Origin of the sequence: Eubacterium sp. CAG:156, assembly GCF_000434315.1 — a bacterium.
Lineage (GTDB): Bacteria > Bacillota > Clostridia > Lachnospirales > Lachnospiraceae > Eubacterium_U > Eubacterium_U album.
Window position 1 is genome coordinate 1 of the sequence record NZ_FR878179.1, and the last position, 13,235, is coordinate 13,235.

The window sequence follows — 13,235 nt, forward strand, 5'->3', positions numbered from 1 at the left end:
CAGTTCCGGCTCACGTTGAAATGATGGGTCTTATCGGAATGGGTAATAACCCAATGGTAGGTGCTACAGTAGCTGTAGCAGTTTCCGTAGAGGAAGCAGCTAACGCTGGCAAGTTCTAATCAAACAATTAAATAAAACACTTGAAAGTGCCGTAATCAAAGGGATTGCGGTACTTTTTTAATAATGGACTTTAAATTCCTATTTATATAACACAACAAAATCATTTTCTTTTATTAATGTATTCCCGTCGGGTATTAAATTATCTTCGCCTCGTTTAATTAAAGCAATAAGAACATTTTCTGGTAAATTTAATTCCTGAATTGTTTTGTTACACCATTTATCTGTGCTTTGTATCTTGATTTCTTTTAGATTCTCCTGCCCTGATGGTTCGTATGAAGGAACACTAAGTATTAATGTATCTTTCGCTAAAATCATAGTATCACCTTTAGGAATTATAGTTGTTCCATTGCGTTTAATCATAAGAGCTAAAGAATTAGTGGGCATACTTACATCACTAATTAATTTATTCTCCCAATTATGACCTTTAGGTATGTACATTCTCATTAAGGTAATAGAAGAATCCTCCTTATAATCATTAAATGTTTTTCGAACATCTTCGTTGTTATCAATCATCTTTAATTTATTTGCTATCTTAGGAATAAGAGTTCCTTGAATTGAAACTGAAAATAAAGCAACCATAAAAACAATATGAAATATATCTAAAGAGATATCAGGGTTCCCGGCAACAACCATAATCGAAAAAACAATAGAAGCAGCACCGCGAAGTCCCGACCATGATGTTAATAGGCATTGCTTAATACTACATTTGAATGGTATCAGCAATGCAAATACAGCTATTGGTCTTGCAATTAAAGTGAGTATAGCAACAATGCAAAGTGAAGGCATAGCTATATCAGGAAATTTGTGTGGAAATGCAAGTAATCCAAGTAAAAAGAAAATTAAAATTTGAGCCAGACCGGTAATTCCATCAAAAAATGGAATAAGTATATCTTTATTTTTAATTTTTGTGTTACCAAGTATTATACCTAATAAATATACGCTTAATAATGCGTTTCCATTTATATAGAGAGAAATACCAAATGAAGCTAATATTAAAGCAATCATAAATATTGTGTCTAATCCATTACTTATTATTGTTGTCTTTTTTATTATAAATAATCCAATAAATGCGAAACTTACACCTATTAATAAGCCAAAGAATATCTGTGAAAAAATCATTAAAGGTATTGTAGATAATGATTTAGAATTAAACAAAGATATTCCTATGATTGTAAGCATATATGATACAGGGTCGTTGCTTCCGCTTTCGATTTCAAGGAGAGATGCAGTTCCATTTTTTAAATTTAACTTTTTCTTTCTTAATATAGAAAAAACACTTGCTGCATCAGTTGAGGAAAGAACTGAACCAATCAGGAAACTTTCTACAAAAGAAAATTTAAGAATAATATAGCAGAATAAACCTGTGATTGTGGCGGTGATTATAACTCCAATAGTTGATAATAAAATGGCTTTTAAAGCTACAGTTTTAGCGGTAGCCCATTTTGTATTGAAACCTCCATAAAACATAATGAAACATAGGGCAAGCATACAGATTTTTTCGGCAAATTCATAGTTAGAGAAGGCTATTTTAAATATTCCATCGCTTCCAAAAATCATACCTATGCCCATAAAAAGAATAAGCGTAGGCATACCAAATTTGCCTGAAAATTTATCGGCTATTATACATAAAAACAAAATTAGTGATACACAAGTTAAAGTTATCGCCATATAAATCTCCTTTCTCTGAAGTGATAAGTTTTATATTAGGGAAAATGTAAATAGACAACTAAAAAAATACAGATTAATTTTATAAATCTTATCATATATATTATTTTTACGAAATAAATATTCATGTTTACTTTTATTAATTAAGCAAAATATATAAAAATCAGGTCAAAAATTGAAAAAAACAAGAATTTACTAAATAAATTAAAATATTACTTTAGTGATTATTGCTAAATATACAAATAATAAAACTGTTTTTATTCTATTAATGTACGAAATTTCCAGTTAATGAAATTTAAAAAAAATTTTTGTAAGAAAATTGTGGTACAACGTGCTATAATATACAAAGACTGAGATTCAGTTATGAAAAACAAGAGAAGGAGGAATTTTCAATGAAAAGAAAATCAACATTCAAGTCTTTGTTAGCATTGGCTTTAGCAGTTGTTTTAGTATTCTCAACAAATATTACACCTGCAAGCGCAGCTAAGAAGAAAGCAAAGGCAACAAATGCAGTTAAAAGCGTTAAAGTCGTTTCACCTGCAGGTACAAAGAAAATTGCGACAGTTGCAAGGGGTAAGTCAATTAAACTTACTGTAACAGTTAAAGCAAAGAAGAAAGCATTCAAGAAAGTGACTTATAAGTCAAGCAATGCAAAAGTTGCTACAGTATCTAAGAAAGGTATTGTAAAGGGTAAAAAGGTTGGTACAACAACAATTAAGGTTGTATCAGTAAAGAACAAAAAGAAAACAGCAAGCATTAAAGTTAAGGTTGTAAAGAATGCAGTTAAGAAAGTAACACTTAACAAGAAGAATCTTGACCTTGCAGTTGGTGCTTCAGAAAAGTTGAGCGCTAAGGTAAATGCTCCTAAGAAATCATACAAGGCAGTAAAGTGGACATCATCAAATGAAAAAGTAGTTAAGGTTTCAAATAAGGGTGTTGTTAGTGCAGTAGGCGAAGGAACAGCTAAGGTTACTGTTACAGCTCTTGATGGTAGCAAGAAGAAAGCTACATGTACAGTTGCTGTATGGAATGGAATTAAAGATGTACAGTTAAACAATCCAAGAAATAACTATTATGTAGACTCATATAAGGTTGTATTAGATACACCAATTGCACTTACAAAAGATAGCTTTGTAGTTAAGAGCAAAGTTCGTGCAGAAGGTACATACAACAGAGAACTTGAAGTTGAAAAAGTATTTACAAACGACAATTTAAACTACACTATATTTACAAAGAATTCAGTTGAAATGGGAGAATTTGTACAGGTTTCAGTACCATCATTAAAGGGGAAAAACGCTGTTGAGTTACAGGCTCTTGCAGACGGATATGAATATAGACAACTTGTTTCAGGTGTTGTAGGAGACGAAATTAATACAGGTGTTGGTTTCAAAAATCTTGTTGGATATGAAACAGTTTCAGTTGCATCAGGAAATCTTCCAGCAGGCTTAGCAATTGAAAAGTACACAAACAACATTAAGGGTAAGGTTGCAGCTGTAGCAGAAAATCAGGTTGTAAACTTTACAGGTACAGACGAACTTGGTAGAACAGCAAGTTCAAAAGTAAATTTCCTTATTGGTGACAAGAATAAGGTTGTTGCTGAAAACAAGACTATTGGTGATCAGGCTAATGCATTAATTTATCCGCATGAATATATTGGATCATACATTAATGTTGAAGGTGGAAGCGGAGAATACCGTGCTACTCTTTTAGACACATACAATGATTTATTTTATTTGGATAGTGAAAATACAGATGAAAACGGAAACAAATATACAACAACATCAAGTAGAGTATATGTTAATGGTAGATCAGGAAAAGTTGAAGCAGGAACATATACTCTTAGAGTACAGTTTACAGATATAGAAAATCCTACACTTACAGCTATAGGAACACTTACAGTTGTAGTTACTCCGGCAGTTTCTGTTACTACAGTTCTTTATAATTATGACAGTAGCACAGATGAATTAATGTTTTACAATCATGATTTAAATGAAACTTTCAGTGCAGTATCTGCTGATGAAACAACTGATTATGAAAAGAAGATTCTTACATCAAAGGTATGTCTCCCGGCAGGTAACTATTCTGTATATATTGAAAGTTATGGAGAACAGATTACTCTTGCTAAGTATGTAAGCTTAGGCGCTGATACAGTATTATCATATACAGCTCCAACAAGAGCAACAATTACGGGAACTCTTAAAGACAGATCAGGTGCAGTACTTAATAAGAGAGCTTATGTAAGAATTTACAAAGCAGATAAAACAGATGAACCTATTGGATATGATTACGTAAGTTCATATGATGATGGAAAATATGAATTCAAGTGCGTACCTAATGGAACATATGTAATTAAGGCATTTGATAATGAATCTGATAAAGAATTAGCAACATCAGGAACTATTACAGTAACAGGAACAAATGTTGTTGTTGATTTTCCTAATTTACCAATTGATAATGAGCCATCATATAATTAATATTAATTTGTAAATAGATGTTAAAGTAAAATATAAAAATAATTTTAACGGCATAGACGTATAAACGGCTATGCCGTTTTTTTAAACACATTTGTATAGATATATAAATTTTATATGTTTATAAAATCGTTTTTATAGCAACTTGAAATGTTAAAAATTCAGATAAAGTATATGGAGAATTTCAAAAAAAAAAGTTATGTTTGTTAAAAAAACTTGGTTAAATATATACAAATCTAACAAAGATTAAAAAACAGTTGAGTAAAAATGTTTTTGATTATAATGTTAAGATATATTGAAAGGGACGGAGAGAAACAAGGAGGCAAACAGACATGATAAGGGGAAAGTCTAACCAAAAATTAAAGAAAAGAATATCAGCGATAATTATGTCATTGCTGCTAATTTTTTCTGTAATCCCACAAACACAAGTTGTTTATGTTGCAGAGAATGGAACTGCTAATGCAGAAGTTTAAAATGAAAACAACAGTTTGAGTGTGGCATGGAGTGAATCAGGAAACATAAGGCTTTAAAATAAGGTAACCATAAGAAAAACTCCGGCAGACAAGGCTGAAAAAAATAATCTTTTTAGTTTTGAGAATATTTAATAATCAACTGTCTGTTGGAGCTTTTTTCTTAAATTCAATTTAACTATATTTCTTTAACCAATAACTGATTTGAAGAATATATGCTAACATTTGTGGACCAGCCATAAGTTGACCGTACCATGGCTTGCCATAATCTTTAGATGAGTTGATGTAATCAATTACCTTACTTTTATCTACAATAAAATTAAGTGCATAGTTATTATCAAATTCTTCTAGAAGAAGTTTACCAATCATTTTCTCGTATTCAGGATTGTAAGTTTTGGGATATGGAGATTTTTTTCTGTTTATAATTTCTGGTGGAAGAAAATCTTTCCCGCATTCTTTTAATAAATGTTTAACACTTCCGTCTTTACATTTGTATTCCCATGGAATACTGAAAACATAGGATACTAATCTATAGTCGGCAAAAGGAACTCTTGCATCAAGCCCTGAGAAAACACTACAACGTTCCATTCTGTTAACTAAAGTCATCATGAACCAGTTTATAGTCAGATATCCAATTTCAAAACGACGTTTATCTTTCTCGTTGCTGCAATCACTTTCAGGGCATTTGCTTAGAGAAGTTTTATAAGCGTCATCAACGTATTCTTTTAAATTAAGAGATTGAATGAAACTGTCATTAAAAAGAGATGTTCTTACGGACAAATCTTTAGACCATGGGAAAGAATTTGAGTTTAACATTTCATCGCGATGAAACCATGGGTAACCACCAAATACTTCATCAGCACATTCTCCCGTTAAAGCAATGTTATTTGTTTCTGATATTTCATTGCAAAAATACATTAAAGAAGATTCAATATCTGCCATACATGGAGCATCTCTCATATCAACAGTTTTTTTCAAATATTTAATTTGCCCTAAACTGTCACAGGTTAGATATTTATGATTAGAATTTAAGTATTTTCTCATTGTTTCTACGTAAGGTCTGTCTAATGAGTTTTGAAAAGAGTTCCCATTAAAGAAATTTTCGTTGCCTTCAAATTCAAATGCGTATGTTTTTAATTCTCTGTTTTCTTTATCCATCATAGATTTAGCAATAGAAGTTACAAGACTTGAATCAATTCCGCCGGATAAAAGAGAACAAATAGTTGTATCTTTAGTTAATTGCTTTTTAATACTGTCTTTTATTAGATAATTAACTTTGTCAACTGTATCTAAATAAGGATCAGCGTGATGATTATAGGTTAATTCCCAATAGCAATGAGTTTGGTAACTGATAATGCCCTGTGAGTTAAAAGTTACTTTTATATAATTGCCGGGAAGTACTTCAAATATATTTTTAAATAAACTTTTTCCGGGAGTTCGTGCAGGACCAAGTCCGATTATTTCACACCAGCTTTCATTAGTTAGTTCGGGTTTTATGCCGTAGGCAAATATACTTTTTTGCTGAGAAGCAAATATAAAATGATTATTTGTGCAATGATAAAATAATGGTTTTATACCAATAGGGTCTCTTACTATTATTAATGAGTTGTTTTCGTAAATTGCAAATGAAAAACCACCATTTATTTCTTTGAAAATATCTTCGCCGAAAACTAAATATAAATATAGAATAAGTTCTTCGTTGCACAATTCATAAGCGGAAATATCATAGGATGATAATTTATATTTTAATTCATTTGAATTATAAATATTTCCTGTAAAAACGATAGAAGCTGTTCGATTCTTATAGGTAACTGATAGCGAATCTCTATGTGCGACTGAAAAATTGCTTGCTGTAAATCCAATATGATGTTTCATGTAAATTATACTGTTTTCGTGGCAATTTGTTATTAAGGAATCCTGCATATTAGTTAATTTGCTTTCGTAAATTGCATACAAAGTATGGTTCCTCTCAACGTCAAATTCTGTTTGAAAGTAACCGGCAATACCGCTCATAAAAACCTCCTAAAAATCATATAAAAAAGGTCCATAGGACCTTTTAGGTTATTGTTACATGTGGACTTTGTATTACAGGCTGAATTTGTCGGCCCTGCAAAGCTTTAACTATTGTATCCTGCAGTAAATCAACATGTGCAGTCATGGAATTTGGTTTTGAAATATAATCATCCATTCCAAAAGGAACAAAATAAATATTTTTAGTATTTAATAAAATACCTATATTTTTTAAATTCATTCCAAGTGCATCGTTTGTACTTAAACATATAACTAAAGGTTTGTTGTTTCTTAAATGTGCTTTACATGCCATTAAAACAGGTGTATCAGAAATACCATTGGCAAGTTTTGAAAGAGTATTACCTGTACATGGTGCAATAACTAAAACGTCAAACATTGATTTAGGACCAATTGGTTCGGCATCTGTTATAGTTGTGATTGGTTCTTTATTGCTAAGTTCTTTTGCTAAATTTAAAAATTCTTTATGGTTTCCAAATCTACTGTCAGTTTTAGAAGCGTTATCTGAAAAAATGGTATATAGATTTGTATTTGCTTCAGATAGACGTTTTAATTCGTTAAAAACTTTTTTGTAGGTACAGTAAGAACCGGTTATTCCAATTCCAATATTTTTATTATCTAAACTGTGATTCATTTTCTGCAGTCCCTTCTATAATTGATGATATGTTCTTTGCTATTGATTCACCGGAACTTTTAGAGGCATATTTGCCGGGAAGTCCAGGACAAATGTGATATGTCAGGGAGAGAGAATTTAAAATATCTTTGTCAAATCCGTAAGGGTATGATGCTATATCGAAAATAGTACAACTTTTCTGAAGTGTTTTAAGATTACTTATGGAGAGTATATTTTTAGGAATACAGTTAATAATTATGTCTATTTTTGATAAATTATTAATCTTTTTATTTATATCTAAAAAAGTAAAGTTTTTATTTAAACCATCGTTTATTTTTGACTCATTATTTTCATAAAAGAAAATATTAGAACCTACGTTGTTGAATAAATTACATATTTCGCTTCCACATTTTCCATAACCGAGAACTAAAATATTAGATCCTTTTAAAGAATAATTAGTGTTGCTGATTATATATCCTAAAAGTCCTTCTGCAGTATAAAATGCATTATTTCTGTAAAAGTCAGGAATATTTAAGATATCGATTGCTTTAATTCCTGAATTCATACAATGTGATACGACTGAACCTTTAAATCCTCCACCAAATAAAATCTGTCCCGGTTTTAATAATGAAATAAAAGTTGTAATTGGAAAACTTGTATAAAAATCACAATTTACATTTTCTCCATCTTTGGAAAAAGGAATTGATGCGACAATATATTTATATTCTGTAAGGTTAAAATTTGTTACAAGTTTAGCAGAATAATTATGAAAAATTAAATAATCATACAAATATTTCTGCTTATTCCCATTTGAAATAATTGCAAATGAATCCATACAAATCACCTTTTTTATTATATATGTTATTCTTATGGAAGATTGATAATGTTATAAGAAAGGGCATTTGCCACCGTCGGTTCAAATTGAATTGACAGGTATATTTTGCTTAGAGCCGGAGGTCCTAAAAGCAAAATATAGTTGAAAATTTAGAACTGTTACGAGTGGCAAGCAGCGCGAGCGTTATTTCGTTAACATTATCAATCTTCCATAATATATAAACTAAAATAAAAGCTATTTTCTATACATTAATTATATGTATAAAAATTTACAAGGTGATTATTTTAATAAAGTTATTTCTTAATCATTTATGAATAGACAATAACAATATTGTCGTAATGAATGGGAAATGCTATAATTATCGATAGCATACGGAAGTCATAAAGTACGTTTGTTATTTAAAAAAAGTAAGCAGATAAAAGAAGGTAAATCTATTTTAATGCTGTAAATGAGACACAATTAAAAAGGAGATGGAGATGTTAAATAAGAAATTAAAAATGACAGCAACAGTTTTAAATATATTACAGGTAATTCCAATAGTAATATTAGAGATATTTTTATTTATGATATTAACTTATAACAACAATGTAGCTTTAAATTATATTCCGGTAAGATTAATTGTTGCAGTAGAAATTGCGATAGTATTATGGATGTTAATTCCATTTTTCATTAAGAAAAACAAAGTTGGAGCAATAGTATCAATAGTTATGTCTGCAATTATGATTGTAATGAGCGTTGGAGCAGATATAGCAATTGGATTAAATCAAAAGACTATAAAAGGTATTTTTAAAGAATCAGAAAAAACAATAGATAAAATTGTAAACAACAGTAAGTTATCAACAGATGAATTTGGTGTATATATATTATCAGATGATGAGGCAAAGAATATTGAAGAGTTAAAAGATGATAAATTTGGATATATTCAGAAATTTGTAGGTGATGACAAAGACGAATTATTAAATAACATTAATGAAAAGATTAATCAGGATGGTAATTATCAGGAATACGATGATGTAATAACCATGACAGAAGCTTTATATAATAAAGAAACAAGAGCAGTTGTATTAAATCAGTCAATGATAGATGTTATAACATCTATGGGTGAAAAGAAAAATGATGAAGCTGATTATACTGATTTTGAATCGAAGGTAAAATGTATCTATACATATAAAGTTACTCATCAGGTTCAAAATGAAAATAAGAAGAAAGATATAACAAAGGAATGCTTTAATGTTTATATAAGCGGTATTGATACATTTGGCGCAGTAACAACAAAGAGCAGAAGTGATGTAAATATAATAATGTCAGTAAATCCACAGACCAGACAGATTTTATTACTTTCAACACCTAGAGATTATTATGTTCCTTTGTCTAATTCAAACGGAGTAAGAGACAAACTTACACATGCAGGTTTATATGGCGTAGATGTATCAATGGAAACATTAGAAATGCTTTATGATATTGATATTGATTACTATGTGAGAGTTAATTTTGACGGATTTAAAGATATTATTAATGCATTAGGTGGAATAGATGTTGATTCTGAATGTGCTTTCTCAGCAAAAGGATATAGCTATAGTCAGGGAATTAATTATAATATGAATGGCGATAAGGCATTAGTATTTGCAAGAGAAAGAAAATCATTTGCAAGAGGTGACGTACAGCGTGGAAAGAATCAGATGTCTGTAATTAAAGGTGTGATATCAAAATGTGCATCCCCAAGCATTTTGGATAATTATCAGAAAATACTTGAAAGCATAAGTGAAAGTTTTCAGACAAGCGTTAGCAAGAAAAACATTCAGAAATTTGTTAAATTCCAATTGGCAAATGGATACGAGTGGAATATTCAAAGCTATAATGTATCAGGTTCAGGACAGTCAAATTACACATATTCAGTTCCAAGTAATAGAGCTTATGTAATGGTTCCTAATGAAGAAACAGTAGCAAAGGCAAAAGAGTGGTTGAAGATTGTAACGGACGGTGGAGAACTAAAAGATGTAACTGAAGAAAATTAGTTTTAGGTACAAAAAGGATTGAAAATATGGATAGAGATTATATTGGAAATTTAGGAGACAGAGATAATAAGCAGACAATAAAATTTATATCTACTAAGGCTAATACCCTTAAAGCCTTAAATGAAGTAATTAAATTAGGATATATTGAAGAAATGCTTATTATAACAGCTAAAGAATATCATCGTGATAAGAAAAAAACAGCTGATAAGATAATTGAAAAATTTAAAGGTGAAAAAATAGTTGTAAGAAGTTCATCTACAAATGAAGACTGTTTTGTAAAATCAAATGCAGGTCATTACACAAGTATTTTAGATGTAGATTCAACTAATGAAACAGCAATTATTAATGCAATAGATACTGTACTTAAATCATACACTTTAGATATTGATAATATTGAAGATGAACAGGTTTTAATTCAGCATCAGGCTGTAGATGTACTGTATAGTGGTGTTTTGTTTACTTATGATATTCAGGGGCAACGACCATATTATCTGATAAATTATGATGATAGCGGTTCTACGGATTCCATAACAAGTGGAAAAGGCGGAAAGACTTTATGGATTGCAAGAAATACGGAACTTTCAGAGTTAAATACAGCATGGAAAAATCTTCTTGAATCAGTTCAGGAAATCGAAGATTTATTGAAAATACCATTAGATATTGAATTTGCAGTAAATAAGAAAAATGAAGTAATTATTTTTCAGGTTAGACCTTTGGTTGCAAATACAAAAAATAAGAATGCGATTAATGCCATTAATGATTTCTATAGTAAATTAAATGACGTAAAAAAGGATTATGATAGAATAGAATGCAGTCTTGACGGACAACCAATGATTCTATCCGATATGGCATTTTGGAATCCTTCAGAAATTATTGGAACAAGTCCTAGAAATCTTGATTATTCATTATATAGAGAAATTATTACATCAAGGGCATGGAATCAGGGCCTTGTGCCAATGGGATATAAGAAATTAGAGAAAGAACTGATGTACAAGATTGGTGTAAAACCATATATAAGTATACAATATTCGTTTTATTCATTAATACCTGCTGAGATTAGTGAAAAATTAGCTTTAAAACTTGTTGATTTTTACGTAAATAAATTGAAACAGGACACAACTGCTCATGATAAAATTGAATTTGAAATAGTTTACACAAGTTATGATTTTAATACAGAAAACAGAACAAAAGAATTACTTGAAAATGGATTTACAAGAGCAGAAAGAAATACAATTGTAGAGGCACTTCATAAACTTACTTTAAATACAATTGAAAAACACGGATTAATATCAATGAAAGATAATGCAGATATTAATCATTTGGAAAATGAAAGAAAAAGAATAGCATCTTTGGATTCAGAAACAAATAATATTCATAGAATATTAGAAGATATAACAGAACTTTTAGATGCCATAAAAAGTCTTGGTACACCACAGTTTACAAGACAGGCAAGAATGGCATTTATGGCAAAGTCATTTTGCAGTTCATTAGTAGAAGCAGGATGGTTTACAAATGATGAAATAGATGAGTTTATGAAATCAATTAATACTGTTTCATCAAAATTTGATTATGATTTCCACAAGTTTTCATTGGGGTTAATGTCTAGAAATGAATTTAATAAAATATATGGACATTTAAGAAGTGGCACTTATGATATTCGTACAGACAGTTATAATCAGATGGTTTTCAGACCGGTAACGGAGAAGAATAAAAACTACAAAGATAAGAATGTATCTAAAGGTTTAGATGAAAACAGGTTGAAAGAAGCACTTACTTCTATTGGATTTGATATTCATCCAAAGGAATTTAATAATTTCCTTGTTTCTGCAATTGAGGGAAGAGAATTTTTTAAATTTGAATTTACTAAATCTTTAAGTCTAGTAATTGATTTAATTCAGAATTTAGGTAAATTACTTGAAATTGACAGAAAAAGCCTGTCATATATTACAGTAGAGGATTTAAAACATTGTAAGAAATTAAAAGTAGCTGAAATTAAAAAATATTTAACGGATACAATAGTAAATAATAGAAAAGAATATTATGATAAGTTAAACATCATTTTACCGGATGTCATTTTATCTAAGTTAGGTGTTTCGTTTATTCCTGTAAATGAGGCAAGACCAAATTTTATTACATCACAAAAAGTTGAGGGAGAAGTAGTAAATCTTGAAAGGGAAACAGATGAAGACCTTATGGATAAAATTGTAATGATTCCAAAGGCTGATCCCGGATATGAATGGATTTTTACAAAAGGAATAAAGGGATTTATAACAAAATATGGTGGAATGGCAAGCCATATGGCTATAAGATGTGCTGAGTTTGAAATCCCGGCAGCAATCGGATGTGGTGAAAAAATATATAATTATGCGGCATCTATGAACTACATGGAATTAGACTGTGCTAATGGCAGTATTAAAGAAGGGATGCAGTGTGAGGATTTGCGAGCACTGATTACTCAAAGAGAAGGCGTAAATCAATATGGAGATTCAACTGATGTATTAGAATCTGCATATATAAGATTTTACGAATTGCTTGGATTTATTCCACAGCCGGCTTCAAATCATGTTAAAAATGTAGGTAAATTATTTGAAAGACAATGTGATTTACTTATTGTTGTAGGTGGAGGAGCTCTTCCATGTAAATTTTATGACAGGCCTCATAACGAAGAATTACAGCCGCATAGAGACGCAATGGAAGAAAAATTAATAAGACATTGTATTGAGCAGGAAATTCCAATTATCGCAACTTGTAGAGGAATGCAGTATATGAATGCTTTGTTTGGCGGAAAGTTACTTTATCATCCTGATTTGCCGGTAGAAAGACCAAGAGGAGTGGATCACGAAGTATATCTTGTGGAAGAAGATAGAACAATTATAGTAAACAACTATCACAAGGACGTAGTTCCAATTGATGGATTAGCTCCGTGTTTTAAGCCTCTTGCAATTGATAAAGAAAATCAGACAATAGAGGCATTTGGTTCTGATGAAATGAAGATATTAGCTTTGCAGTGGCATCCTG

General features: G+C 30.3%; 9 protein-coding genes (1 of these 9 running past the window's edge). 5 read left to right on the top strand and 4 right to left on the bottom strand.

The features are described 5' to 3' along the window. Positions 1 to 119, top strand: a 119-nt coding sequence (locus tag ABMA45_RS08730; protein ID WP_348030235.1) for a GGGtGRT protein, incomplete at its 5' end; no start/stop codon positions are given. A gap of 79 nt (positions 120 to 198) precedes the next feature. On the opposite strand, the gene ABMA45_RS08735 is transcribed toward ABMA45_RS08730, so the two are convergent. Next, on the bottom strand, positions 199 to 1,788 hold the full coding sequence (locus tag ABMA45_RS08735) for a potassium/proton antiporter (protein WP_022089509.1): 1,590 nt from the start codon (positions 1,786 to 1,788) through the stop codon (positions 199 to 201). A gap of 389 nt (positions 1,789 to 2,177) precedes the next feature. Here ABMA45_RS08735 and ABMA45_RS08740 point away from each other — a divergent pair, with 389 nt between their 5' ends. Then, entirely contained in the window at positions 2,178 to 4,259 is a 2,082-nt protein-coding gene (locus ABMA45_RS08740) for an Ig-like domain-containing protein (protein ID WP_022089510.1), read from the top strand. 329 nt (positions 4,260 to 4,588) lie between these two features. Further along, complete coding sequence (locus tag ABMA45_RS08745) at positions 4,589 to 4,729, top strand: hypothetical protein (RefSeq protein ID WP_022089511.1); 141 nt, start codon at positions 4,589 to 4,591, stop codon at positions 4,727 to 4,729. Positions 4,730 to 4,900: 171 nt separating this feature from the next. Here the strand turns inward: ABMA45_RS08745 and asnB are convergent, their stop codons facing one another. The 3 genes from asnB to ABMA45_RS08760 are packed head-to-tail and all read right to left on the bottom strand — an operon-like array spanning position 4,901 to position 8,202. Then, entirely contained in the window at positions 4,901 to 6,739 is a 1,839-nt protein-coding gene (gene asnB / locus ABMA45_RS08750; RefSeq protein WP_022089512.1) for an asparagine synthase (glutamine-hydrolyzing), read from the bottom strand. 43 nt (positions 6,740 to 6,782) lie between these two features. Continuing rightward, complete coding sequence (locus ABMA45_RS08755; RefSeq protein ID WP_022089513.1) at positions 6,783 to 7,388, bottom strand: dipicolinate synthase subunit B; 606 nt, start codon at positions 7,386 to 7,388, stop codon at positions 6,783 to 6,785. Next, positions 7,369 to 8,202, bottom strand: a complete 834-nt coding sequence (locus tag ABMA45_RS08760) for a dipicolinate synthase subunit DpsA (RefSeq protein ID WP_022089514.1) — start codon at positions 8,200 to 8,202, stop codon at positions 7,369 to 7,371. The genes ABMA45_RS08755 and ABMA45_RS08760 overlap by 20 nt, the downstream gene beginning before the upstream one ends. A gap of 476 nt (positions 8,203 to 8,678) precedes the next feature. Between ABMA45_RS08760 and ABMA45_RS08765 the strand changes: the two genes are divergently transcribed. Then, positions 8,679 to 10,217: an LCP family protein gene (locus tag ABMA45_RS08765; protein WP_022089515.1), complete on the top strand. Its 1,539-nt coding sequence runs from the start codon at positions 8,679 to 8,681 to the stop codon at positions 10,215 to 10,217. A gap of 26 nt (positions 10,218 to 10,243) precedes the next feature. Further along, a protein-coding gene (locus ABMA45_RS08770; RefSeq protein ID WP_022089516.1) for a gamma-glutamyl-gamma-aminobutyrate hydrolase family protein crosses the window boundary here: on the top strand, positions 10,244 to 13,235 show its 5' portion. 107 nt of this gene lie beyond the right edge of the window; the window shows 2,992 of its 3,099 coding nt (coding positions 1-2,992); the start codon lies at positions 10,244 to 10,246; its stop codon lies beyond the right edge, outside the window.

Coding starts and splice junctions, on each gene's coding strand:
- ABMA45_RS08755 (WP_022089513.1), bottom strand. CDS start 7,388: ATGAATCACAGTTTAGATAATAAAAATATTGGAATTGGAATAACCGGT.
- ABMA45_RS08735 (WP_022089509.1), bottom strand. CDS start 1,788: ATGGCGATAACTTTAACTTGTGTATCACTAATTTTGTTTTTATGTATA.
- ABMA45_RS08765 (WP_022089515.1), top strand. CDS start 8,679: ATGTTAAATAAGAAATTAAAAATGACAGCAACAGTTTTAAATATATTA.
- ABMA45_RS08740 (WP_022089510.1), top strand. CDS start 2,178: ATGAAAAGAAAATCAACATTCAAGTCTTTGTTAGCATTGGCTTTAGCA.
- ABMA45_RS08745 (WP_022089511.1), top strand. CDS start 4,589: ATGATAAGGGGAAAGTCTAACCAAAAATTAAAGAAAAGAATATCAGCG.
- asnB (WP_022089512.1), bottom strand. CDS start 6,739: ATGAGCGGTATTGCCGGTTACTTTCAAACAGAATTTGACGTTGAGAGG.
- ABMA45_RS08760 (WP_022089514.1), bottom strand. CDS start 8,202: ATGGATTCATTTGCAATTATTTCAAATGGGAATAAGCAGAAATATTTG.